The organism is uncultured Brachyspira sp., assembly GCF_934747485.1.
In the GTDB taxonomy this organism is placed as follows: Bacteria; Spirochaetota; Brachyspiria; order Brachyspirales; family Brachyspiraceae; genus Brachyspira.
In genome coordinates this window covers 30,696-56,666 of sequence record NZ_CAKVGN010000003.1, presented here as the reverse complement: position 1 = coordinate 56,666, position 25,971 = coordinate 30,696, and the positions used below count along the sequence as shown (strand labels likewise).

The 25,971-nt window shown below is 27.4% G+C and carries 19 protein-coding genes; 17 read left to right on the top strand and 2 right to left on the bottom strand.

The window, feature by feature from the left end:
- Positions 1–149: 149 nt before the first annotated feature.
- The 8 genes from Q0H31_RS01200 to Q0H31_RS01165 all read left to right on the top strand — a co-directional run bounded on the left by Q0H31_RS01200 (position 150) and on the right by Q0H31_RS01165 (position 12,432).
- Positions 150–1,844, top strand: coding sequence for an FAD-dependent oxidoreductase (locus Q0H31_RS01200; RefSeq protein WP_295295190.1), 1,695 nt, complete (start codon positions 150–152; stop codon positions 1,842–1,844).
- Between the two features lie 285 nt (positions 1,845–2,129).
- Positions 2,130–3,158, top strand: a complete 1,029-nt coding sequence (locus tag Q0H31_RS01195) for a leucine-rich repeat domain-containing protein (protein ID WP_295295189.1) — start codon at positions 2,130–2,132, stop codon at positions 3,156–3,158.
- Positions 3,159–3,382: 224 nt separating this feature from the next.
- Positions 3,383–5,296 (top strand): flagellar hook-associated protein FlgK, encoded by a 1,914-nt coding sequence (gene flgK / locus Q0H31_RS01190; protein ID WP_295295187.1) that lies wholly within the window; start codon positions 3,383–3,385, stop codon positions 5,294–5,296.
- Positions 5,297–5,451: 155 nt separating this feature from the next.
- Positions 5,452–8,253, top strand: a complete 2,802-nt coding sequence (locus tag Q0H31_RS01185; protein WP_295295185.1) for a methyl-accepting chemotaxis protein — start codon at positions 5,452–5,454, stop codon at positions 8,251–8,253.
- Between the two features lie 78 nt (positions 8,254–8,331).
- Entirely contained in the window at positions 8,332–10,371 is a 2,040-nt protein-coding gene (lnt, locus tag Q0H31_RS01180) for an apolipoprotein N-acyltransferase (protein ID WP_367117120.1), read from the top strand.
- 12 nt (positions 10,372–10,383) lie between these two features.
- Positions 10,384–11,511: a chemotaxis protein CheB gene (locus tag Q0H31_RS01175; protein WP_295295180.1), complete on the top strand. Its 1,128-nt coding sequence runs from the start codon at positions 10,384–10,386 to the stop codon at positions 11,509–11,511.
- Position 11,512: 1 nt separating this feature from the next.
- Positions 11,513–12,001, top strand: coding sequence for a hypothetical protein (locus Q0H31_RS01170; protein ID WP_295295178.1), 489 nt, complete (start codon positions 11,513–11,515; stop codon positions 11,999–12,001).
- A 23-nt stretch (positions 12,002–12,024) separates the two neighbouring features.
- Positions 12,025–12,432 (top strand): hypothetical protein, encoded by a 408-nt coding sequence (locus Q0H31_RS01165; RefSeq protein ID WP_295295176.1) that lies wholly within the window; start codon positions 12,025–12,027, stop codon positions 12,430–12,432.
- On the opposite strand, the gene Q0H31_RS01160 is transcribed toward Q0H31_RS01165, so the two are convergent.
- Positions 12,429–12,905 (bottom strand): hypothetical protein, encoded by a 477-nt coding sequence (locus Q0H31_RS01160; RefSeq protein WP_295295174.1) that lies wholly within the window; start codon positions 12,903–12,905, stop codon positions 12,429–12,431. The genes Q0H31_RS01165 and Q0H31_RS01160 overlap by 4 nt on opposite strands.
- Positions 12,906–13,328: 423 nt before the next feature.
- Here Q0H31_RS01160 and Q0H31_RS01155 point away from each other — a divergent pair, with 423 nt between their 5' ends.
- From Q0H31_RS01155 to Q0H31_RS01130, 6 genes are all read left to right on the top strand, one after another.
- Positions 13,329–13,457, top strand: a complete 129-nt coding sequence (locus Q0H31_RS01155; RefSeq protein ID WP_295295172.1) for a CAT RNA binding domain-containing protein — start codon at positions 13,329–13,331, stop codon at positions 13,455–13,457.
- Between the two features lie 3 nt (positions 13,458–13,460).
- Complete coding sequence (locus Q0H31_RS01150) at positions 13,461–14,177, top strand: PRD domain-containing protein (protein ID WP_367117119.1); 717 nt, start codon at positions 13,461–13,463, stop codon at positions 14,175–14,177.
- A 107-nt stretch (positions 14,178–14,284) separates the two neighbouring features.
- Positions 14,285–16,210 (top strand): beta-glucoside-specific PTS transporter subunit IIABC, encoded by a 1,926-nt coding sequence (locus Q0H31_RS01145; RefSeq protein ID WP_295295168.1) that lies wholly within the window; start codon positions 14,285–14,287, stop codon positions 16,208–16,210.
- A gap of 209 nt (positions 16,211–16,419) precedes the next feature.
- Positions 16,420–17,856 carry a 6-phospho-beta-glucosidase gene (locus Q0H31_RS01140; protein WP_295295166.1) on the top strand — a complete coding sequence of 479 codons (1,437 nt, stop codon included), beginning with the start codon at positions 16,420–16,422 and terminating at the stop codon, positions 17,854–17,856.
- Between the two features lie 365 nt (positions 17,857–18,221).
- Positions 18,222–19,925 (top strand): tetratricopeptide repeat protein, encoded by a 1,704-nt coding sequence (locus Q0H31_RS01135; RefSeq protein WP_295295164.1) that lies wholly within the window; start codon positions 18,222–18,224, stop codon positions 19,923–19,925.
- A 314-nt stretch (positions 19,926–20,239) separates the two neighbouring features.
- Complete coding sequence (locus Q0H31_RS01130; protein ID WP_295295162.1) at positions 20,240–21,337, top strand: ankyrin repeat domain-containing protein; 1,098 nt, start codon at positions 20,240–20,242, stop codon at positions 21,335–21,337.
- A 98-nt stretch (positions 21,338–21,435) separates the two neighbouring features.
- Here the strand turns inward: Q0H31_RS01130 and Q0H31_RS01125 are convergent, their stop codons facing one another.
- On the bottom strand, positions 21,436–21,831 hold the full coding sequence (locus Q0H31_RS01125; RefSeq protein ID WP_295295160.1) for a hypothetical protein: 396 nt from the start codon (positions 21,829–21,831) through the stop codon (positions 21,436–21,438).
- 125 nt (positions 21,832–21,956) lie between these two features.
- Between Q0H31_RS01125 and Q0H31_RS01120 the strand changes: the two genes are divergently transcribed.
- The 3 genes from Q0H31_RS01120 (at position 21,957) to Q0H31_RS01110 (ending at position 25,736) form a co-directional block, all read left to right on the top strand.
- Positions 21,957–22,427, top strand: a complete 471-nt coding sequence (locus tag Q0H31_RS01120; RefSeq protein ID WP_295295158.1) for a hypothetical protein — start codon at positions 21,957–21,959, stop codon at positions 22,425–22,427.
- Between the two features lie 420 nt (positions 22,428–22,847).
- Positions 22,848–24,218 carry a phage terminase large subunit gene (locus Q0H31_RS01115; protein ID WP_295295156.1) on the top strand — a complete coding sequence of 457 codons (1,371 nt, stop codon included), beginning with the start codon at positions 22,848–22,850 and terminating at the stop codon, positions 24,216–24,218.
- 408 nt (positions 24,219–24,626) lie between these two features.
- The gene (locus Q0H31_RS01110; protein ID WP_295295154.1) at positions 24,627–25,736 is read left to right on the top strand and encodes a hypothetical protein; all 1,110 of its coding nucleotides are present in this window, start codon (positions 24,627–24,629) and stop codon (positions 25,734–25,736) included.
- Positions 25,737–25,971 lie beyond the last annotated feature (235 nt).

The window sequence follows — 25,971 nt, the reverse complement described above, 5'->3', positions numbered from 1 at the left end:
ATTATTAATACCTATTATAATACCCATAAACCCTTTTAATAAAAATATTTTTTGTTAAAAAATTTTAAAAAAATGCAAAATAAATTTGACTTTAATTATAATATACCTATACTATGTACATATAAAAAATAAAAATGGGAGATTATTTCATGAAAAAAATACTAATAGTTGGAGGAGTAGCTGGAGGAGCTTCTGCAGCTGCAAGACTTAGAAGATTAAACGAAGAAGATAAGATTATATTATTTGAAAAAGGTCCTCATGTTTCTTTTTCCAACTGTTCTCTTCCTTATTATGTCGGAGGCCTCATACCGAGTGAGGAAACTTTACTTTTAATGTCTCCCGAAAAGTTTTTGAAGCAGTTTAACGTAGATGCAAGAGTTAATAGCGAGGTTATAGCGATAGACAGAGAGAAAAAAGAAGTTACGGTGATAAGCGAGGGTAAAGAATATAAAGAGAGCTACGATAAACTTATATTATCTATGGGTGCTAAGCCTATAGTTCCTCCGATTAAAGGAATTGAAAAAGTTAACATTTTCACTGTTAGAAATGTTGTTGATATAGCTAAGATACATTCTTTTTTAGGCGGTAAGAAAAATGCTAAGGTTGCGGTTATTGGAGGCGGTTTTATTGGTATAGAAATGGCTGAAAATATCAAAGAAGCTGGTCATGATGTAACTATTATAGAAGCTTTGCCTCAAATTATGAAGCCTTTCGATTATGATATGGTTCAAATTCTTCATAGAGAGCTTATAGATAATGGTGTTAATTTAATAGTAGAAGACAAGGTTGAGAGTTTTGAAGAGAATACTGTTGTGCTTGCTTCTGGTAAAAAGATAGAGGCTGATGCTGTTATACTTGCTATAGGTGTTGCTCCTGAAACTGATATTGCTGTTAAGGCGGGTATTGAGCTTGGTAAAACTAAGTCTATTAAAGTTGATGCTAATTATAGAACTAATGACAAAGATATTTATGCTATAGGAGACGTTATAGAGATTTACGGAGCTTTATGTCAAGATTATTACAGACTTGCTTTAGCTGGTCCTGCTCAAAAACAAGCACGTGCTGTGGCTGACCATATAAACGGAAGAACTGTTGACAACAGAGGATATATCGGCTCTTCTGTAATTAAAGTATTTAGATATAATGGTGCTTCTACTGGGCTTTCTGAAGGATATATTAAAGCTATGAATCTAAATATTAATTATGACACTGTAGACATTATACCTTTTGATAGCGTTTCTATTATGCCTAATGCTAAACTTCTACATTTCAAATTAATATATGAAGTGCCTACTGGTAAGGTATTGGGAGCTCAGGCTATTGGAAGAGGAAATGTTGATAAGAGAATAGATGTTATTGCTACATTGATAAAATTCGGCGGTACTATTTATGATTTGAAAGATTTAGAATTATGTTATGCTCCTTCTTTTGGTACTGCTAAAGATGTTGTGAACTTTGCTGGTTATGTTGCTTCTAACCTCATGAATTGTGATTTCAAGCAAGTACATTATAGTGATGTAAGAAATATTTTAGAAAAAGACCCTGAGGCTTATTTCTTGGATGTAAGACTTAAAGAAGATTTTGAAGCTGGTCATTTGGAAAAAGCTGTTAATATACCTCTTGGTGCTTTGAGAAGCAGATTTGACGAAGTACCTAAAGACAGACCTGTTTATATTACATGTAAAACTGGATTAACTAGTTATACAGCTTGTAGAATATTAACAAATTTAGGATTCACCAATGTTGTTAATGTTTCTGGTGGATTCATAGGTTTATCACAGTATGAATACTACAATGATAAATTCTATAACAGAAAACCGATACTAACCAAATATTTTGCATAACTTCTTATATTGTTGTATATGGGAGGCTGTTCTGGCCTCTCATTTTTTTGCATATTAAAAAACTTATTGTTACTACATGTAATAATATATCATTTTTACATACATAAAAGATTTTTTTATGTAGTTTCCGGTAACATTTTTAAAAAATATTATTAATTTTTATGTAATAAATTTGACCTTTTATATATAAATGATATCTCTTAAAAAAGATATTATAAAAATATACTCATATACAACAATAAATACAAATATATAGAAAACAACAATATTAAGAGGTTTATGAAAATGAAAAAAATACTTATTTTAATTACAGTTTTAATGCTACTCTCATGCAAAAATAATTCTACAAATGCCAGCACTTCACAAGATAACAATAACTCAGGCAACGCAGGCGAAAACAATGATAACAATACTACTGAAGAAGAAAAAGAAAAAAAAGATATGGAAATTATACTGCCGGCAGAAATAGCAAAATATGCAATAGATATTAATACTGCTACTAAAGAAAATATAGAAGAAGCAATAAAAAAATATGCTCAAGATCACAATGGTGAAAACAAAGTAATATTTAGAGGTAATTGTAAAAAAACATATGATGGTATGAAATACGGAACTACAATAGCAGGAATGATAAGATATCTAAAATTAAATAAGGTTATAGTATCTCTTGAATATGTAAATTTTAAAGATAAAAAACTTCCAGATAATATAGTAGGAGGTTCTCAAAATTATAATGACAATATAGTAAAAATTATTATTCCAGATGATATAACAGTGATAGGAAAAGACGCTGTTACTTGTTCAAAACTTGAATATATAAATATTCCTTCAAATTTAGTATCAATAGAAGACGGGGCTTTTTATGCTTGTAAATTCAAAACATTAAATTTTCCAAATACTTTGAAAAAAATAGGATACTTTACTTTTCCTATATGTGCCCTTGAAAATTTAACAATACCTAATTCTGTTACAGATATTGGAGCAAGAGCTTTTGAAAACTGTGCTAAATTAAAGACAATTAAATTATCTGATAATATGAAAGTATTAGAAGAAAATCTTTTTTCAAGTTGTCATTCATTGCAAAATATAACGATACCTTCAAATGTTAAAGAAATAAAAAGAAGAGCATTTGATTCTTGCCGCTCATTGGATAATATTACATTTTTATCAGCTAATCCTCCAATTATAGGAGAAAATGCCTTTATCGGTACAGTTATAAAAACTATTTATGTGCCAAAAGGAAGTAAATCACAATACGAACAATTAAAAGGTAAGTATGGCATAGAACAATCTGTAAACATAGTTGAATTATAATAAAAGATTAGCTTTAAAAATAAAAATTCAATATTTGACTTACTAAAAATGCTCTTTTATTAGAATATTCTATTTGAAACATTTCAACAGCCACAAAGGTAACATAATGTATATTTATTATGTTACCTTTTGTTACAATAATGATAAAAAAAATGTAATAAATTTTTTTATAAATACGATAAATATAATAACAAGCAGTAAACTATTTTTTAAGGAGCATAATAATGTCAACAAGCTCATTTTTTGGTATAGAATTAGGAAAAAGATCCCTTCAAAACTTCAAAACAGCTTTAGAAGTAACAGGACATAATATAAATAATGTAGCCACTAAAGGATACAGCAGACAAAGAGTGGTAATGCGTACATTTGACAAGCCTCTCGAAGAACCAAGTTTAAACAGAGCAGAGCGTGCAGGACAAATAGGTCAAGGTGCTGAAATAACTACAATAGAAAGATTAAGAGATGAGTTTATAGATTCAAAAATAATGGTTGAACTTGGAAGCGATGGATATTGGAAGACAAAAAATAACTATTTGCAGCAATTAGAGGCTATATATAATGAGCCCGGTGAATATAATTTAAGAAATGACTTAGATGCATTTTGGGACGCTTGGCAGGAGATGAGTATTAACCCTGCTGAGAGAGGAACAAGAATGACTTTGGTAGAGAGAGCTGATAGGGTAAATAATTCATTTAATCAGATGTATAATCAAATGGACTCAATGAGAAACAACTTAAACTCTCTTGTAGAAAATAAAGTTAATAGAATTAATGATATAGCTAACTCTATTAGAAGTTTAAACACTGCCATAGTAAAACAAGAAGCATTGGGTCAAAGCCCTAATGATTTATTAGATAAAAGAGATTTATTATTAGATGAATTATCTTCTTTGGCTAATGTTGATATAAAATCCATTGACCCTGATGAGACAATGATTTATATAGGAAGCCGTTCATTAATACAAGGAAATGTAGTAAATAAATTAACTTTAGAGAGAAGTGCCGCTAATGATGGAATGTTTGATGTTTATTGGGAGAATGACCATGTACAGCTTAATTTGCAGGGCGGAGAATTAAAGGCTTTATTAGAACTTAGGGATATAGATACTGTTGATGCTATAAATGATTTAGATACTTTAGCTGTAAATTTGGCTGACAGTGTAAACGAAATACATAGAAGCGGTTTCGGTTTGAATCAAGAAACAGGAATTGATTTCTTTACTATGACTAAGAAAACTCCTTCTGTAATAGGAAACTATGATTTAAACAATGACGGTACTGAAGATTCTACTATAATGTTTAAGGTGAGCGGTGTAAATAGTGTTGATATTAATGCCAGCATAGGAAGCAGCGGAACATTGGTGTTTGGAAGCAAAACAAGAGAGGGTGCTGATGTTGCTATAGATTATACTGCTCAAATGAAAGTAAAAGACTTGATAGACAAAATAAACTCAAGCGATGCTAATGTATCAGCATATTTAGATGATAAAAACAGACTCGTATTAAAGGCTAAGGGTTTTGATGATTATGTTAAGCCTTCATATTTTATTAAGCATATAGAAGATTCCGGAGACTTTTTGGTTGGCATATCTGGTTTGTTGAATCAGTCTGGAGCTAATGGTGCTTATAATTGGCAGGCTACAAATCAGGTTAATCAATTAGCTGGAGATTTTAGAAACTTTACTGTAACACCAGAAAAACACCCTGCTGCTGCAATTAGTGTTAATGATATAATAAGAAACGATATTAATTACATAGCAGCTTCAAAAGGTATAGATACTACCGGTAATGGTTTTAACGATAAATGGAATGGTATTGGCGATGGTTCTAATGCTTTGGCTATAGCTAATTTGAAAAATAAAGAAATAATGGTTGAAAGTAAATCTACATTTAATGATTTCTACACAGGAAGTATTTCTCAAATAGCTTCAAGAACTGAAACAGCAAATTCCGAAAGTGAAAAACAAACTATTGTTATGGAATATCTTGAGAAATTAAGACAGTCTGTTTCAGGAGTTAACTTAGACGAAGAAGTAGCACAGATGGCAATGTATCAGCATGGATATAATGCTTCTGCGAGGGTTGTCAGTGTTATGGACCAGCTTCTTGATGTGGTTATAAACAGAATGGGAGTATAATTATTCTTTTCATCATATAACAACTAAAGCGGTATCTATTTTTATAGATATCGCTTTTTTAATTTAAGTATTGTATAATTAAATACTATATAATGCACTAAAAAATATACTTAGTTATTCCGACATTAATAGTAATATAGTAGGAGCTTTTTTAAATGAGTATAAGACTTCGTATCACTTTAATGATATTTGCTGTAATGGCTTTTATCGCTATTAGTTCTAATTTCTTAAGCAGCAATTTAAATATAGAAACTTTCTATAAAGTAATAGATGATAATATGAATAATAGCTTCAAAATTATAGCTAATGATTTTGAAAATAGATTCTATGCCTCAAGAGAAGAAGCAAATAAATTAGCCTACAAATCTGCACTAATTTTTAATACACCAGACAAAAGAAGTGATACATATCTAAACGATAATGCCTCCAACTTTTTAATGGAAAATATTAATGAATCAAACCCATATATTAATAGAACTCTAAGTATTTTATTTATACCAAATTATACTTTGGAGTTTAATGAACTTCCTAAATCATACAATATAGATACAAAAACTACAAATTTTATAATTATAACTAATGATATAAATGGAATATGGAGTAATTTAAATACATACTCTCCTACTGATGTGTATTATAAGACTTTTTTATCTTCTATGTATAATAGAACTATGCTAAATATATCCAAAACTATTGTTGAAAATGGTACTACCATCGGTGTTGCAAATGTGGCTGTATTATTTGACTATACAAACAGCAGCGAAATAAAAAATATATTTAATATAAATTCATCTGAACTTTTAGTTATTAATAAAGAAGATTTAACTATTATTAACTCTAAAGACAATAGATTAAACAAAAGCAAGCTTGATATAATTTATCCTGTTTATTATCAGTTATTTAATTCAAATTTAGCTAAAGATGAAATAGTAACAGAAAACATAAACATATATGATAAAGATTATAGAGTTTATATAAAAAGCATATCTGATGTTTTAAATGTTGTTATGATGATTCCAAATGCTTATTATGATTCGCAGATAAGTTATATGAATAGGTCTATAGTTTATACTATTATTATGGTATTTGTTATATCTGCTATCATAATAGGATTTTTCATAAAATTGATATTCTCATCATTAACTAGAATTTCTGATATAGTAGGCGATTCTATTAATAATAAAGATTTATCTGTTGACATACCAGAGCTTTCCGGAGGCGATGAAGTATCTGAAATTACAAGATGGATGGGAATACTAAATAATAATTTTCAGGCTACTATAGCAAATGTAAAAAAAATTATATCTATATCTAAAAAACAAAGTGATAGATTTACAAATCAAATATCTTCAAATGCAGACATAATACACAATATAAATGAATCTATAGAAAATATAAAAACTAATATTCATGAAGAATTAAATAATTTAGAGATAGTAGAAAACAGTAATAAAAATATATTGGAATATATAGATATTAACTCTAATAATATAGATGAAATAGACAGAGATACTAAAGAACTTCAAGAAAAAATAATAAAAGAGGGTGATAGTATAGAACAAATATCTGTGTCTGTCGAACAAATGTCTAAAACTATAGAGGGTATAGATAATATCATATTCAATGCTTCAAATAAAACAAAAGACTTGCATATAGCTTCCATGAAAAGTAAAGAAAAAATGCAAGCCACATCAACAGCTACAAGCGATTTGAGAAATGCTTTAGGCTTTATATCGAATTTCGTAAGTTCTATAAGAAACATAGCACATCAAACAAACTTACTTGCTATGAATGCCGCTATAGAAGCAGCTCATGCTGGTAAATACAGTTCTGGTTTTGCGGTAGTTGCTGAGGAGATAAGAAAGTTATCAGAAGTTTCAAACGAACAAGCTGATAATGCCAATAAAGTATTACAAACAATAGAAGAAAAAATCATAGTAACAACTAATGATTTAACAGAATCTACAGCACAATTTGATATGTTGGCTAGAGATGTACAAGAAGTTACAGAAATAATGGGAAGCGTACACAACTCTTCTGTTGAACAATTAAAAGCTATTAATGAAATAGTTAATTCAATTACTAATATATCTAATTCAAGTGATAATATTAAAAAACAATATATAAATGTAGCAAGCAAATTGGGAGACATAAAAAATAATATTAACACTTTAAATACTTTATCTGTTAGTGCTTCTAAATCTATGACTAAGCTTAGAACTACATCAGATGCCATATATGAAAACATAGATAAAATATATTCTAATTCTAATGAACTTTCAAGTTATGCAAATACAATGAACAAATTTGCTAATGATAATAATAAAATACTAACAGATTTAGATAATGAAATATCAAAATATAAGATAAATACTAAAGCTTCTTCAGCAACAACAACACAAAGGGTAAGAGGAATATCTTTAATAATATTAAAAGACTTTGTAAGAGAAAAGTTTGGCGAAGAGGGTTATCAGAAATGGCTTACTGCTATGGAGCCTGCTTCTTCATTAATATTTAAAAATGATATATCTGTAAGAGAATGGTATCCTTTTATGGCTGGTTTCCACAACCCTCATAAACTTGTATGTGATTTGTTTTATAATGGTGATAATGCCGGTATAAGAGATATTGCTGAATACCACTACAACAGACTTATACCAAAATATTTTAATATAATATTGCTATTTGTCCCTAGATATTACATCTTACGTTATGTGGCTGAAGTAATATTTAAAGAAATACATGACCCTGTTAGAATTGAGGTTATTAAAAGCAGAAAAAGATTATTAGTAGCTCATATGAAAAACTTTACAGGAAACCCTGAGATATTAGAGTTATCTTTAATGGCTTGGTCTTCTCTATTGTTAGGTTCTATTACGCACGTTAAATCTTCTTTAGAGATTACCAAATCTATTAAAGACGGAGAGCTTTATACTGAATTTGTTTTGAAATGGTAAAATATATTCAGTCATATAAAATATTTTGATATTTTTAACATTATAATCTATAATAGATATTAAAAAAATTGGGAAATTATAAAAGTGACAAAGAGTAATTCATATACTTACGGAATAATTATATTAAGCATATCTTCTGCAATGCTTTTAGCTTTTGCTTTTCCTCCGCTTAATTTCTTCCCCATAGCATTTATAGCTCTATTTCCTCTAAATATTATTATATATAAAGCTGACAAGATTAGATATTATATACTATCTTCTTTCTTGTTTGTGATAGTATTTTTTGGATATTTGCTTGTATGGGTGGCAGCATTTATGCTTAAAGAGACAGAAGCTGCTGTTTCTTTTTTAGCTTTATTTACAATATTATTTTTACTTACTCTGCTATTTTATTTCCCTGCTATGATAGTAAGCGGTTATCTTTCAAAACTTTTCCCTAACATAAGATTTTTAATAGTACCTGCAGTGTTTACTGTTATGGAATATATGAGAAATGTTGGATATTTGGGCTTTACTTGGGGTATTATAGGATATTCTCAGTGGAATTTCTTACCATTTATACAAATAGCCGACACTATAGGAGTGCTTGGAATAAGTTTTTTAGTTTATCTGTCTAATGCTGTTATCACTCATTATTTAATATTATATATAGAAAAATCTGAAAGTATAAAAAATAATAAAATAATATCAAACAAAAAGATTTTTATACCAGCTGCAGCAACTGTATCAGTATTTTTTGTTATTTTGGTATACGGCCTAATAAAACTAAATTATGTAGAAGCAAAAAGAGTTTCTATGCCTAAAACTAAAATGGCTCTCATACAAAAATCTTTTGACCCAAACATTCCTTGGAACAGCATATATACAGGAGAACCTTATAAAAGAAACTCCCCCGGTATACAAGGACTTGCTGAGAGGTTTTTATTAAAATCAGAGAAATTCCAAAGTGAAGAAAAGCCAGACGGATATACTCAAAACAGCACCATATCTGTAAAGAGAATATGCAAATTGGCAACCGATGCAGCATTATCAAAACCTTCTCTAATAGTATACCCAGAATCTGTAACAATGGATTCATATAACTATTATTTATCACGTTATGAAGAGATGTTTCAATATGGTATGGTTTCAAATTCTACATATCCTGCAATTTTTAATACTTACATTTTGTATAATACTATAAGAAATACTCAGACTCATCATTTGCTTGGTACAACAATTATAGAAGAAAATACAAATGAAAATGCATATAACCCTTATAAATATTATAATGGAATAAATTTTATAAATGAACAAGGAAATATTGTTGACGATTACAGAAAAATAAAACTCGTTCCGGGAGGAGAAGCTTATCCTTTTCAAAATAATAAGTTTCTTCTAAATACTTTTCCATTTAAAAATATTATAGCTCTTATCTATGAACAATTTGACAAAGCAGGAGCAAGCAGATGGGAGATAGGTGATAAAATTTCAGTATTCGAGCATCCAAATGGTTATAGGTTTTCTGGAATAATATGTTATGAGAGTGCTTTCGGAGATTTTGTAAGGAAGTTTGCATATGACGGAGCTCAAACTATAGCTGTTATTACAGAAGATGCTTGGTCTTACAGCGATAACTCTTTACTTCAGCACTTTTATATGTCTGTATTTAGGGCAATAGAAAACAGAAGAGATATAGTACATAATGGAAACTCCGGAGTAACTGGTCATATATCAAGCAGCGGTAAAGTGATATCTACACTTCCTTTCTGGAAACCTGATTATATGATTGCTAATGTGGCTTTGAATGATAATATTACAATATATACCAGATTTGGCGAATGGTTTGTTGTGCTATGTTTTATTGGAATAGTTTCTTTATTTATCATAAAATTAAGCAGCACTATTAAAAATATTTATCAAAAAATAAAAGATAAAATATATACAAAAATTAAAAAAACTAAAGTAAAAAATAATAATAATAATAAAGATTTTAAATATACAGACAATGAAAAACATATTTACGATATAAATAAAAAAGAAAAAAACACTCAAAGTATATTCGATCAAAATACTTCAGAAATATTTAATACTTTAAACGAAATTATAGAAGAAGATGAGAAAAATAATAATAAATAATTTTGGTGTATTATGGGATTATTTATCAATGTATTAATAGCGGAAGATTCTAAAGAAACTTCTGATAATATAAAAAAAATACTTCTCAAAAACCCTGCTGTAAAGATAGTAAATATTGTAAATAATGGTATAGATGCATATAAAACTATAATAAATAATAAAACAGATTTTGCTTTTGTTGAATTTAATTTGCCTATGATGGGAGCATATGAGCTTCTTAAACAATTGAAAAATGATAATATAAACACTAAAGTAGTAGTATTATCAACTAAAGATAAAAATGATGATTTAAATAGCAGATTAACAAATTTAGGTGCATTTAAAATTATAAATAAAAATATAAATATAGAATATATAGAAAAAGAAATATTAAATACAATAGCAAATAAAAATACTAAACAACAAGAAGAAATAAAAGCAAAAGAAACTATAAACAATAATTTTTTTGAAAATATTAGTATACAAAGAAATACCATCAATACTTTCCCCTACCATGTAAACAGAGTAAATGAAGTCATAAATAAAATAAATTATTCAGATTTTAAAAAACCCAAACTCATAGCTATAGGAATATCAACAGGAGGACCTAAAGCTTTAAGAATATTAATCCCCTCTATACCAAAAGACTTCCCCATACCGATACTTATAGCACAGCATATACCAAAAGATTTTTCATATTCTTTAGCAAAGGGCTTAAATGATGTATCGCAAATTACAGTAAAAGAAGCAGAGGATAATGAAGAAATAAAATCCGGCTTTGCGTATATTTGCCCCGGAGAAAATAATATGGGTATATACTTAGATAATAATAATATCAAAATAAAATTGCAGCCTAATTTAAAATCAGACTTACCTTATATTCCATCAATTAATTATTTATTTAACACAATTAATGATAATATAAAAAATCAAGCAATAGCAGTAATAATGACCGGCATGGGAAATGACGGCACAGAAGGAATTATTAATTTGTATAATAACAAAAACCTCACTATTGCACAAGATAAAATTACAAGCACTATATTTGGTATGCCTAAAAGTGCTATAGAAAATAATGCTGTTAATTTTATAATATCGCTTTATGATATGGCAGATTTTTTAATACAATATACAACAATAAAATTAAAAGGAAAATATTAAAATGAATAAAAAAATTTTATTGATTATAATAACTATTTTTATACTCGTATCTTGCAAAAAAGAATATAAGGCAGATTCAGAATATGGTGCTTATATGTTTGAAAAATATATATCAACATTAATATCTGCAAAAGATACTTTGGAGTTTACATCAAATATTGTTACTAATCTCGATGAAAATACTGTAGAAAAAATAAATGAGATGTATGTATTATATGAGCTTACAACTGCAGATATTATAGAATCTATAAGAAACAGAGCTTCTATATATCAGAGAATATTTTCAGACGATGAAGAAGCACTTTGTAATTATTTGCCCAAAGACGGCGGATATTATGATGTTGCTATAACATACAGAGAATATAAGGATATAAAAATAGCACAAATAGAATATCCTTCATTTAATAAAATTTCTAAAAACTCTATTGAGATTGTGGGAATATATTTAAATGATAAATGGAATATTTTAACTATTAACTTTTTTAATTAAAAAATAATATATAAGGATAAAAAATGAAAAAAATCATTTTAATAATAATAAGCCTATTTACTGTATCTTGCCTTGATGATGTTAACACTATTAAAAAAGAGAGTTTGTTTTCTTTTTACACAGAAATGAAAAATGAAATAATAAATGAAAACATAAAATGGCTAGAAAAAAACTCTAACATAGAAAATATAAACCAGATGGAAAATATAATACTAAAAAATAATGATTCTATTAAAAATATGCTATCATTAGAAGATGGAGAATATTCTTCTACAATAAATTATATAACAGCTGAAGCTAATAAAAATGACAGAGGAAGCTATATTATAAGAAATACAAAACTAAGCCCTACTTATTATTATATAACATTAATATACGAATCTTCTAAATGGAAAATAGAAACTATAGATAAATTGCCTTTAAATAATTAACTTTTTATTTCTGATATTTTAACTTCTTTTACTTCTTCAGTATTAGAAACTTTTTTTAAAGTCATTTTTTCTCTGTCAAACTCGGCAATATAATAATTATTTCTTAAAGCTAAGACTATATTTTTAGCACCGTTAATGCCGTCATTTTTTTTATAAGAATCTATCATAATCTGTAGAAGAGAAATTGTTGAAGGAAAACCAATATAAGCTATTGCCACACCCAAAGAAGGTATTGTAGCTAATGATGAAACTAATACACTTTTTCCTTTACTCAAAGTTTTGGAAGATATAATCGCAGTTACGGCAACAACAACTCCTCCAATAAGTAATCCCCAAGCTATTTTACCTGTGTTTTTGATATTAGATACTTTTTTGCCCAAAGAAGATTCTATACATATAACATCTTCATCTCTCATAATAGCATCAACTATATCGCTTTCATTTTTGCATATAATAACTTCATTTCTATCCATAATTTACTCCCACTTTATTATATAATAAATCTATTAATAAACAAGATAAATGAACTTTTTTATTAATTATTCTATTTTTATAAAGACTATTAAATATTTTAAAAAATTTACTTACACTCCCCGCCCTATTTTGTTTATAACTTTTATTTGAAATTGAAGCATTTTTATTTTCTAAGACCTAAATAGAATTTTTTAACTCCCGCCCAAGCTTTATTTATAATATTTACACATATATAAAAAAATGGTTGACAATAAACATTATATAGATTATCATATAATAACATATTGGATAGTTATTGTTTATTTTCTTTGCAGATATTTTTTAATAAGCAAGCTAAACCTATTTATATAAAGGCAAAATTGTAAAAATTATGTATTTTGTTTTTATATAAATAGGTTTTTTTATTTTTAGGAGAACTCCTTATGAAAATAGGAAAAATACTCAATAATAATGTGGCTGTTATTTTTGAAGAAGATGGCAAAACAGAAAAAATTGTTATGGGAAGAGGTATAGCTTTCTCTAAAAAAATTGGAGATACAATAGATGAATAAAAAATTGATAAAACTTTCCTATTAGAAAATTCAGATAATAATAATAAATTGCAGCAGCTATTAAAAGATATACCAATAGAATACTTTAATGTATCAGAAGAAATTATTGAATATGCTAAAACTAAAGCAGAAAGAAGTTTAAATGATTTTTTATATATCACTTTGATGGACCATATATACATGGCAATAGTAAGAACTAAAGATGGCGTTAATATCAAAAATATGATGCTTTGGGATATAAAGAAATTCTATAAAGATGAATACAGCATAGGTTTAAAAGCTTTAGATATTATAGAAAAATATTTTAATATAAAACTTCCAGAAGATGAAGCAGGATTTATAGCTTTGCATATAGTTAATGCTCAAACCAATAGCGATTTTAATTGCATAGATGAAATAGAAGACATTACAAAACTTATACAAAAAATAGTTATGATAGTAGAGAAACATTTTGATATAAAGTTTAATGAAGATTCTGTCTACTACAATAGATTTTTAACACATTTAAAATTTTTTGCTTTGAGGCTATTTCAAAAAAATATTTATAATGGCAAGGAAGATGAAGATTTACTTGCAATAGTTAAATTAAAATATAAAGAAGCTTATGAATGCACTTTAAAAATAGCGGAATATATTTCACTTTCTCATTCTTATGATATAAGCGATGAGGAGAAATTATATTTAACTATACATATAGAAAAAGCAAAGAGGAAAGAATAAAAAAGTATTTATTATTATATGATTTTTAATATATTTGGATGGTGACATTAAGTTGGCCAAACCTTCATTATTATAGATAAAAATTTATTATATTGGAGGATACGCTGATGGGAAAATATGAATCATTAGCAAAAGAAATTATTAAAAACGTAGGGGGCAGAGAGAATATCAACTCTCTCACACATTGTGTTACTCGATTAAGATTTAAGTTAAAAGATGAGAGTAAGGCAAATGATGAAATATTAAAAAATATGGACGGCGTTGTTACAATAATGAAAAGCGGCGGACAGTATCAAGTTGTTATAGGCAATCATGTAGCAGAAGTTTATGCTGATGTTTCAAGTGTTGCTGGAATAGAAAACTCTTCATCAAATGATGTCGAAGAAAATAAAAATACAAGTTTATTTAACAGAGCAGTTGATACAATATCTGGAATATTTCAGCCTATATTGGGAGTAATGTCTGCATGCGGTGTATTAAAAGGTATTAATGCTCTTTTTATTGCTTTAGGTCTTTATACTAATAAATCAGGATCTTATATACTTATAAACGGTATGGGAGATGCTTTATTTATGTTTCTTCCTTTGTTTTTGGGTTTTACTTCCGCTAAGAAATTCAATTTAAAACCTACAATAGGATTGGCAATAGGTGCTGCTATGTGTTATCCTTCTTTGCAACTAAACACTTTATTAGGAAGCGGTGAACCTTTATATACATTGTTTAATAATACAATATTCTCTTCTAATGTTTATCTTAACTTCTTTGGTATTCCTATTATTTCTATGAATTACACATCAACGGTTATTCCTGTTATATTTGTCGTTTATTTTGCTTCAAAATGTGAAAAGTTTTTTAGCAAAATAGTACCTGACGTTGTGAAATTTTTTCTTCCTATGATTGTAATATTTGTTTCTTTATCTGTAGGATTTATAGTAATAGGACCTGTTACAACTTTTGCTTCGCTTATAGTTTCAAAAATAGTATTTACCATAAGAGATTTCAGTCCTTTAGTTTCTGGTGCTATAGTTGGAGCTTGTTGGCAGATACTTGTAATATTTGGTATGCATTGGGCTTTTCTACCTGTTCACTTTAATAACATCATTACATTAGGATATGATACTATAATAACTCCTTATTTCGGCTCTACATTTGCTACGGTAGGAGTTGTATTTGCCATATTATTAAAAACAAAAAATAAAAAAGTTAAAGATGTAGCTTTTCCAAGCGGAATATCTGCGGTATTTGGTATAACTGAGCCTGCTATTTACGGTGTTATATTGCCGCTTAAAACACCTTTTGTGGTAAATTGTGCGGTTGCTGGTATAGTTGGAGCTTTCTTTGGTTTATTTGATTTGCATAAATTCTTTATGGGAGGTCTTGGTGTATTTGCTTTTCCTGGTATGATAAATCCAGATGGTACACATACAAATTTAATTATTTATGTAATTGGTGCTTTGGCTGCTGTTATTTTAGCATTCATAATCACTTGGATAATATATAAAGATAAACAGCCTAAAGAAAATATTGATAAAACTGAAAATACTGCTGTAAATCAAAATCAATCTAAATTATTAGACAAAGAAACTATATTCAGCCCTCTAAAAGGAAAATTATTGAAATTAAAAGATTCAAAAGATGAAACATTTGCTTCTGAAAGCTTAGGAAAAGGTGCTTTAATAATACCAGAAGAAGGCAAAGTGCTTTCCCCTATAAACGGCACTGTTACTACTGTTACACCAACACTTCATGCTATAGGTATAACATCTGACAGCGGAATAGAAATATTAATTCATATAGGTATTAATACTGTAGAACTAAATGGAAAATATTTTAAAAGCACTTTAAAAGAAGGTGATAAAGTTTCTGTTGGAGATATTTTGATAGAGTTTGATATTGATTCAATTATTAAAGAAGGCTATTCAATAGAAAGTCCAATTATTATAGTAAATACTGATAAATATTTAGATGTATTAGAGACAGAATATGATGTTAATATAAATTATAAAGATTCAATATTAACAGTGATAAAATAATTATAACTACTTAATTTATTGGCAAGATTTGATTATTTTAGTATATAAAAGTTCTTTTATACCAATAAAAGAACTTGGGGTGCAGGGACTAGTCCCAGCAAATAATCAGTATAAGAAACTAATTTTTGACAAAATATATTTGTTTAGGTATATATCAAACAACTATATTTTTATAATATAAAAATCTAAATATATAGGAGTTAAAAAATATGGCTTTTGACAAAAACTTTTTATGGGGAGGTGCTACTGCTGCTAATCAGTGTGAGGGTGGTTTTGACAAAGACGGCAGAGGTTTAGCTAACGTAGATGTTTGCCCTATTGGTGAAGATAGAATAAAAGTAATATCTGGAAAAATGAAAATGTTTGATTTTGATGATAAGCATTATTATCCTGCAAAACTTGGTATTGATATGTATAACCATTATAAAGAAGATATTAAACTTTTTGGTGAGATGGGATTTAAAGTTTATCGTTTATCTATTGCTTGGAGCAGAATATTTCCTAAGGGTGATGAGGACAGACCTAATGAAGAAGGCTTGAAGTTTTATGAGGATGTATTTAAAGAATGTTTGAAATATAATATTAAGCCTTTAGTGACAATAACACATTTTGACTGTCCTATACATTTAACAAAGGAATATGGAAGTTGGAAAAATAGAAAGATTGTAAAATTTTATGAGAATCTTTGTCATGCTATCTTTAACAGATATAAAGGTTTAGTTGAATATTGGATAACTTTTAATGAAATAAATGCTATACTTCACGCTCCTTTCATGGTAGCAGGATTATATTTTGAAGATGGAGAAAATGTAGAGCAGCTTAAATATCAGGCTATACACCATCAGTTTGTTGCAAGTGCATTAGCTACTAAAATAGCACATGAAGTTGATCCTAATAATAAAGTCGGATGTATGTTTGCAGCAGGTACTTATTATCCTTATTCTTCAGAGCCTGAAGATGTATTTGCAGCTCAGCAGAGAGGAAATATGTCTTATTTCTTCATTGATGTACAATCTAGAGGAAAATATCCTAATTATATGCTCAAAAAATTTGAAAGAGAGAATATCAATATAATTATGGAAGATGGAGATTTGGAATTAATAGAAAAATATACAGCAGACTTCATTTCTTTTTCTTATTACAGATCAAGATGTGCAAGCGGAGATCCTAGCAAATATGAAAAGGATCAAGATAGTGTATCTAATATAGCATTGGATATAAAAAATCCTGTATTAAAGCAAACAGAATTTGGATGGACTATAGATCCGCTTGGTTTAAGAGTAACTTTAAATGATATTTATAATAGATATCAAAAACCATTATTTATAGTAGAAAATGGTTTAGGTGCTTATGACAAACCAGATGAAAATGGATATGTTGAAGATGATTATAGAATAGATTATTTAAGAGATCATATAAAGCATATGAGAGATGCTGTTGTTTTGGACGGAGTGGAATTATGGGGATATACTACTTGGGGTCCTATAGATTTAGTTTCAGCTGGAAGCGGTGAGATGTCAAAGAGATATGGCTTTATATACGTAGATAGAGATGATTTTGGAAAAGGAACTTTAAAAAGAACTAAGAAAAAATCTTTTGAATGGTATAAAAAAGTTATAGCATCTAACGGTGAAGATTTAGATTAATATTTAGATTCATTATCACGCACGGTGAGCAAAATTTAAAATATATGTTTATTAAAAACAATAATTTAAACTATATAAAAAAATGCATTTACCGTGCGTTAATAAAAATTCACTAATCTAATAAACGCTTGGGCGGGTGTGCTTTTACTAATATGAGCATTAAAAAATAAAGAAAATGATAATTGCAAATTAACACAAAAAATTTTAAAGGGCGGGGCATGTAAATAAAATTTTTAATTTTTTTATAACTATAATTCTAAAAAAGAACTATATATAACTTTTAATATTTTAAATTCGAATATTTTTATACAAATTAATAGATAAAAATCAAATATTGTTTATAATATTAAAGGTGGGTTTGTATTATGAAAGAAATTATATTCAATATAATATTAGTTTCTATAACTTTTCTTATTGTATATAAATGTTATAAAACTAGTACAACTATAGTATTCTATACTGTAAAGACAAAATATAAATTGTACAAGATTCTTCACAAATACTATAATTTATTTTTTATAATTTTATTTATTATATCCTTATTTTCTTTTGCTTTTATATATTTTTATCATACCAACAACGTAGAAAAAAGATTCAATAATGCCCTTAAATCATACGAACAAAGCTTATCAAATATATTTAATAATTTATCAATAGAAACAAATAATTATACAAATGAAAGTATAGCATCTAATACATCTTCATCATGCACAAGTATAAGAGATAGAATATCAATAAACAATAATAATATTATGAATGTGAGTGAAGGAAATGGTTTTGACGAATTAGAAAAATCTTTTGAAATAGGTTTAGATTTACTAAAAGCATCACTTTCAGAAATAATGAAAAACTCAAATGATGTACTCACATTCTGGTTTGCTTTTTTATCAGTAATAATGGTTGTATTTACTTTTGCAGGTTATTTTATAAATAATAATATTTTAGAGCAATCAAAAATTCAATTAAATCTTGTAGAAAAAGAGGTAAAACAATTAATAAAAAATACAGTTGATGAATACAATAAGTATATAAGAATATTCCAGTTATTAAATTTTTCTTCACTTGCATATGATAATAAAGATTATACCTCTGTAATCAATTATAATTTAGAAATAATAAAATTATATGGAGATATTGATAATGTAAAAGATAAAAATCATATTAATAATTATTCAGGTGCTTTTTATAATATAGGCGTAGTTAAATATGAATTAAAAATGTATTATGAAGCTATTGAATATTTTAATAAATCTGTAAAAATAAATCCTTATTTTTCTAATGCTTATGTTTATATAGGTATGGTTTATTATCAATTAGAAAAATATGAGAAAGCTTTAAATAATTATAATAAATCAATAGATATAGATTTTAATAATGAATATGCTTACACAAATAGAGGACTTGTTAAAGAAAAGTTAGGTGATGATAAAGGAGCTTTAGAAGATTATAATAGAGCTATAAAGCTAAATCCTAATAATTCAGAAGCTTACAATAATAGAGGTATTATCAAAGAAAAATTAAAAGATAATGAAGGAGCAATAGAAGACTATAATAAGGCTATAGAATTAAATCCTAATTATTCAGGAGCTTATAATAATAGGGGTAGTACTAAAAAAGATTTGGCTAACGTTTATAAAAATATAAATTATTTAGAAGAAGCAATAAAAGATTTTAATAAAGCTATAGAATTAAATCCTAATTATTCAAAAGCTTACTATAACAGAGGTAATACTAAAAAGGATTTAGCTAATGCTTATAATAATATTGATTATCTAGAAGAAGCAATAAAAGATTATAATAAAGCTATAGAGTTAAATCCAAATAATTCAGAAGCTTATTTTAATAGATATATATCTAAATCATTATTATTAGCAAAAATAGTTGTTAAAAATTCAGAAGAATACAAAAAAGCTTTTGATGATGCATACAATGATTTAGATACTGCATACAATTTAGCTAATGAACAATTAAAAGAAATAATAAAAAGTCAAATTATTGATACAGCTAAATCAGGAAATGAAGTAGCAATAAAATTCTGTGATGATAAAGGCTGGGAAATAAAAATTTAATTACACTCCCCGCCCTCTATGTTTATTGCTATTATCTAAATTTCTTAGCTTTCTATTTTCTTATTGCCTAATAAAAAATATTAACGCCCACCCAAGTTTTATTTTAATTTTTTAAGTTTTACTCCCCGCACGCAGAATAAACTATAAATATTATAGCAGCTAAAATTATAACCTAAACTATAAACAAAAATTTTCTAAACGTGCGGTGAATAAATTGTTGCTTTAATCAAGTTTTTTATAGCAAGCATTCAATATTATATATACGAATTCCGAATTTGTAATAAGGCTAAAACTATATTTGAGGAATATTTATTATGCGTTATATTAGTTTGATTTTTATACTTATTTTTAATATATCTTTTTTATTTTCTCAAAATACTAATACTGGCAAATTAGACCAATTATTAGATTATGCTAATACAGGTAATATTAATGGAATAAAAAGATTAATTTCTGCTGGTTCTATTTCAAGCTATATAGATTTTGGTGATATGCAAGGACATAATGCTTTAATAACAGCTACTTTTAGAGGTTATAAAGATATAGTTGTTTTGCTATTATCTCAAAAAATAGATGTTAATGCTAGTTGTATACATGGAAAAACTGCTTTAACTTATGCGGCAGAAAACGGATATGTTGATATAGCTTCTTATTTGCTTGCTAAAAATGCCAATCCAAATATCAAAGTTAATAACGGCACTACGGCTTTACTTCAGGCAGCTGGCAAGGGATATTATACTATAACAGAAATGATTATTAATGCTGGTGCTGATGTTAATATGTCTGGTCTTTATGTTAATCCAGATGATGCTAATTATAATATGACTCCTCTTATGGTTGCCGCTTATAATAATCATGATGATATAGTTAAATTATTGCTTGATAATGGAAGTGAGATAAATAAAGTTAATAATGTTGGAGCTAATGCTTTATTTTATGCTATAGCTAAAGGCAATGGAGAAGTGGCTAAAATGCTTCTTGAGAGAAATGCTGATGCTAATGTGGTATCTAGTTATGGATATTATGGAAATATTACAACACTTGCTTTAGCTTCATCTTTGGGGTTGAATGATATAGTGTCATCGCTTTTAATAGGTAAGGCTGATATTAATTATAGAATGGCTGACGGAAGAACTGCTTTAATATGGGCAAGTATATCAGGCAAGAAGGATATTGTTTTATCATTAATTAATGCTAATGCAGATGTTAATATTAAAGATAATGACGGAAAAACAGCTTTGATGTTTGCAGCAGAAAATGGAGATTATGATTCTGTAGAGTATTTACTTGACGGCAATGCAGATTTAAGCATAACAGATAACTTATCAAAAAATGCTTTAATGTACGCTATGGAAAACGGCAACACGGATATAGTAGATTTAATTACAAAAAGAAGCTTGGTAAAGAAATGATTTATTAAAATATAGAAAGTGTATGGGGTTTAGATTATATAAAAAGGCTTTGAACCAACGTTTAAAGCCTTTTGTATTAATTAAAATATTTATTATTTTTATTGTTTTGTAATAGTACCGTTAAAAGTATCTTGACCATCAGAGATACTAAAAGTTCCGCTAGTATCATCATTAAATTTTAAAGTTAATATATATGTTCCAGGATTAGGGTCTTGATCTACAAATTTTACATCATATGTTTCATTTCCTTTATCAGTAACATCTGTACTTTTATCAGCAGGACCTGTAGCTGCTTCTCCAATACTAACCGAACCATCGCTTGATATAATTAGAATTATATCATTATTTACTTGTTGTATATAGGTATACCAAGTACCAGCATAATATCCTAAACCTTTGCTAGAAGTGTTAGAGCCTGTTTTATTTGCATTACTGCAGCTTACAGCTAAAACACTTATTAAAAATAAAACTAAACTTAATATTTTTTTACTCATATTTTACTCTCCTTTCTTACTTTTATTAAATATAACAAAAAAGCCGCTTTTTCAAATAAATTTTTAATTATAATTGCTTATATTTAACACTTAAATATATATTAATTTAAAAAAAATGGAACACTATGAATAAATATAATAAAAAAATAGAAAATAAAATATTTAATCTTATAAAAAAAACTAATCCAACAATTGAAGAAATAGCTAATGAATTAAATATAAGCTATGATAAATTAAAAACCTATATTAATAAATCAAGTAAAAAATATAAAAAAACTCTAGTAAAAAAAATTAGAAAAGCAAGAGATGAATATTTTTTAGATGCAAAAATAAAAATAGAAAATGCATTAATAAAAAAGTCATTGGGTTATTACAGTAAAGATATTATAAGAGAGATAAAAATAGATAAAGAAGGCAATGAGTCTAAAACAAAAAAAATAGTTTATAAATATAACCCTCCAAGCGAGAGAGCTATGATAGTATTTTTTGAGTTACTAAAAAAGCGTAATGATAAAAGGTTAGAATATATAAGAAAAAAAATAGAAGAGAAAGAAAATAATAATAAAATTAATATAAGAGTAGGGTTCAACAATTAATAAAAAAACCTATGCTAAAAAATAGCATAAGTTTTAAAAGGGACGAAAGAAAATAAAATTTGATTTACTGATTATATAAATTTTATATAAAAATACATTTGAAGTATTAAAAAAAATTGAATACTTCAAAAATTATTTGTTATTTGAAATAAATAACTTTATACATCCCCGCCCTATAATTTTTATGAGCTAACTAAAAAACTAATAATTTTATTTATATTTAAAAACATAAATTAGAAATAAAAGCTACCCACCCCATAACTATTATGAAATTTATATTTTTATTAACGCACGGTAAGTATACTCTATAAATAAAAATAATTTTGATTAATAACTGTTTTTATATTTTTTATCTTCACACCGTGCGTGCGGAAATACTTCTTAATAATAAGTTATAATTTTACACCTTTGAGAAAATTTATGAATATTAATATAAACATTTTAAAACCTTTTGAAAAATGGATTAACACTGAAAAACGATTAAAAATAGCATTCGGCGGACGAGGCGGCGGAAAAAGTGAATCTATCGCAAGAATATTAATAGCTAAAAGTTTTGAAACTAATGGAGTGATATTATGTGCGAGGGAGATTCAAAAATCTATTTCTTATTCAACCTACCCTCTTCTTATAAGCATTATAAAAGAACTTAATTTAAATGAGTTTTTTATAGTAAAAAGAAATGAGATAATAAACAAAATTACAAACTCAAAATTCATATTTTTAGGAATTAGAGAATGTTCTATAGAAGAGATTAAATCTATTTATAATGTAAAAATATGTTTTATAGAAGAAGCCCAAACTCTCACACAAAGAAGCTACGAAATATTAGAGCCTTCTATAAGGGCTGATAAAAGTGAGATATGGCTTGCGTTTAATCCTCGCTTTGAAACTGATTTTATTTATAGAGTTGTAAGTCAATTTAGTTTGGAGAATAAAGTTTATAGAGATAAAACAAACAAAGAGTATTATTATAAAGAATATGAAGATGCTAATATATTAATTACTTTTATTAACTATGACGGCAATTATTATTTTAGCGAGATATTAAATAAATCAAGATTATCCACATTAAAACTTATGCCGAAAATGTATGAACATATATGGCTTGGCAAAATTAAAAATAAACAAGGAAAAGTTTTTTTGTATTCAAAATTAAAGTTCTATGATGAAAATAAAGAAAGAGAAAAAATATATTCTTATGAGCATAAAGCGATAGTGGACCCTGCATTTGGCGAGTATAATTGTTTTACTGCTGTTATAGTGTATGCACAAATTAATAATGATATTTATTTGATAGACAGCGGACTAATGCGTAATGATTCAAACTCAACAACAGATGAAAGCATTATAAAGTTTTTAGCAAATAGAAATGTGAAAAAAATATTCTGCGAAAGTAATTTTGCACAAAAGGAATTAGTGAAAAGACTTGAAAAACATTTTGAAGTAACAGCGTTTTTTGTTCATAAAAATAAAATAGAGAGAATAGTAAATGCAAGTTATGTGATATATGAAAGGGTGTATTTTCCTATAGGCTGGCAGGAAGTGCCTGAAGGTTCTGATACAGATAAATGGCTTCAAACAAATAATGGACGCGGATATATAGCCCTTCGCCAATTACTTAATTTTGATGATTCTATAAGCAGTATTAAAGGAGATGTTTTTAGTTATTTGGATTTTCCAGATGCTTTATCAAGCTTAATAAACTTTGGAATGGAAGAGGCAGAAGATAATGAAAAAATTGAAGTAGAAGATGAGAATAATAGTTTGATGGATTTTATTTTTGGGAATTAATTTTTTTATAAATTTTTTATTGTTATTTTTCCCGCGTACGAGCTGTACCACCTTGCCGCACGGTAATGCTATGCTTTAATTATAACTTCTTAGTAGTGCGGGGGAGTGCATTTTAATGTACAATTAAATTATAAAATTTATAATAAAAATGCAGCCCTTTTGCTTCTTTGTGCCACGCCGCAAAAAGTTGCAAAAAATGCAAGTACTATAGTTTTGTATGTTTTGAATATGTATAATTGTAATACCAACATTTTAAGCTAAAACAATGCAGTTCTTTTTAAGCTAAAACAATGCAGTTCTTTTGCTTCTTTTATACCAATAAAAGAAGTGGGGGCTCGGGGGCTAGTCCCCGAAAGCAATAAAAACATAAAAAAACTTAAATTTTTTAATACATAAAAAGGAGCACATATGGATAATAATTTAAACTATATAAAAGAAATGAATGAAGAGCTTATTAAAACTCAAGCTTATATAGGCAATATTAATAATGCTATTGGTGTTGAATTAAAAGAAAGCTCTAATGTTGCTGCTGACTCTATTAACTTAATTAAAGAAAACATAAACCAAATAGATATTAAAAGTTTTTCTTCTGATATTAACAGCATACTTTCAAGCACATCAACTTTATATGGAAGTATATCATCAAGCTTCTTTTCATTTTTTGATTATGACTTGAGTATTTATGACAACGCTATTAATGAAGCAAAACAAAAGCTCGAAGAGTTTAATAATTATCAAAATGAGCTTAGAGAAAGCAACAAAGAAAAAGAAGATGAGTATTATAATGACTTTTTAGCTCGTTTAGATGAAGAGTTAGAACTTGCTATAGAAAATAATGATTTGATGAGTGCTGAGGCTATAAGAATAAAAAAAGAAGAGATAACAAAAAAAAGAGAAGAAGAAAATAAATTATTATTATTAGAAAAAGAGAGTAATGCTCAAAAAGAATTATTGGAAAGAAACTTAGCAGAAGCTGAATATAAGAAAGATTATGCCAAATGGGAAAATGAAGTAAAATTAGCAGAGATGGAAAAAAGTAAGGCTATTGCCGATGCTGTATTAATACCTTCTCTTGCAATAGCAAAATCTGCATTAGGTGTTGCAACATCTTTTGCTGAGGGCGGCTTAGTTGGCTTTGCTGCCGGGTTGGCTGTTTCTGCCACAACTATTGCTTCTGCTGTTTCTGCTGCTTCTGGAATAGTATCTTCAACAAATGCTTTAGACAGTGTAAAATCTAATCCCCCTACCCCTCCAAAATTTGCATTTGGCACTACAGGTTACACAATACCAGATGGTGGTACTGCTATAGTTGGAGAGATGGGGGCTGAACTTGTTAGAAACAATGGTGGTAAAATTACTGTTCAAAGCAATGCTCAATTAAATGATAATTACAGTTCAAGGGACTCTATGCATATAGAAAATGTAATTTTTAATGTATCTCAAGTATTAAGCGAAGAAGAAGTTTATAAGTATATGAATGACTATAAATACAGAAACTCTCAGATGTATGTAAGATAATTAAAAATATATTATTTAGTATTTTTTATATTATGTTAATTTCTATAAAAAATCACAAAAAAGTTTTACAAAATGAATTTTTTCTTGTTTTTTATAGACAAATTGGAGGTTTTGTCCTAAATTTATCAAAAATCATATTGACATTTTCTAAAAATTCCATATATTTAAAGCTATGAGTAATTGGTTCTCTTAAGGTGAGAACATTTTTATTTATTTTTTGTTTTAGGAGTTAATG

What these genes read in the sequence shown, in the direction of transcription:
- Q0H31_RS01130 (WP_295295162.1), top strand. Translation starts at nt 20,240, where the DNA reads ATGCGTTATATTAGTTTGATTTTTATACTTATTTTTAATATATCTTTT.
- Q0H31_RS01200 (WP_295295190.1), top strand. Translation starts at nt 150, where the DNA reads ATGAAAAAAATACTAATAGTTGGAGGAGTAGCTGGAGGAGCTTCTGCA.
- Q0H31_RS01185 (WP_295295185.1), top strand. Translation starts at nt 5,452, where the DNA reads ATGAGTATAAGACTTCGTATCACTTTAATGATATTTGCTGTAATGGCT.
- Q0H31_RS01120 (WP_295295158.1), top strand. Translation starts at nt 21,957, where the DNA reads ATGAATAAATATAATAAAAAAATAGAAAATAAAATATTTAATCTTATA.
- Q0H31_RS01110 (WP_295295154.1), top strand. Translation starts at nt 24,627, where the DNA reads ATGGATAATAATTTAAACTATATAAAAGAAATGAATGAAGAGCTTATT.
- Q0H31_RS01115 (WP_295295156.1), top strand. Translation starts at nt 22,848, where the DNA reads ATGAATATTAATATAAACATTTTAAAACCTTTTGAAAAATGGATTAAC.
- Q0H31_RS01195 (WP_295295189.1), top strand. Translation starts at nt 2,130, where the DNA reads ATGAAAAAAATACTTATTTTAATTACAGTTTTAATGCTACTCTCATGC.
- Q0H31_RS01135 (WP_295295164.1), top strand. Translation starts at nt 18,222, where the DNA reads ATGAAAGAAATTATATTCAATATAATATTAGTTTCTATAACTTTTCTT.
- Q0H31_RS01160 (WP_295295174.1), bottom strand. Translation starts at nt 12,905, where the DNA reads ATGGATAGAAATGAAGTTATTATATGCAAAAATGAAAGCGATATAGTT.
- flgK (WP_295295187.1), top strand. Translation starts at nt 3,383, where the DNA reads ATGTCAACAAGCTCATTTTTTGGTATAGAATTAGGAAAAAGATCCCTT.
- Q0H31_RS01140 (WP_295295166.1), top strand. Translation starts at nt 16,420, where the DNA reads ATGGCTTTTGACAAAAACTTTTTATGGGGAGGTGCTACTGCTGCTAAT.
- Q0H31_RS01155 (WP_295295172.1), top strand. Translation starts at nt 13,329, where the DNA reads ATGAAAATAGGAAAAATACTCAATAATAATGTGGCTGTTATTTTTGAA.
- Q0H31_RS01145 (WP_295295168.1), top strand. Translation starts at nt 14,285, where the DNA reads ATGGGAAAATATGAATCATTAGCAAAAGAAATTATTAAAAACGTAGGG.
- Q0H31_RS01165 (WP_295295176.1), top strand. Translation starts at nt 12,025, where the DNA reads ATGAAAAAAATCATTTTAATAATAATAAGCCTATTTACTGTATCTTGC.
- Q0H31_RS01170 (WP_295295178.1), top strand. Translation starts at nt 11,513, where the DNA reads ATGAATAAAAAAATTTTATTGATTATAATAACTATTTTTATACTCGTA.
- Q0H31_RS01125 (WP_295295160.1), bottom strand. Translation starts at nt 21,831, where the DNA reads ATGAGTAAAAAAATATTAAGTTTAGTTTTATTTTTAATAAGTGTTTTA.
- Q0H31_RS01175 (WP_295295180.1), top strand. Translation starts at nt 10,384, where the DNA reads ATGGGATTATTTATCAATGTATTAATAGCGGAAGATTCTAAAGAAACT.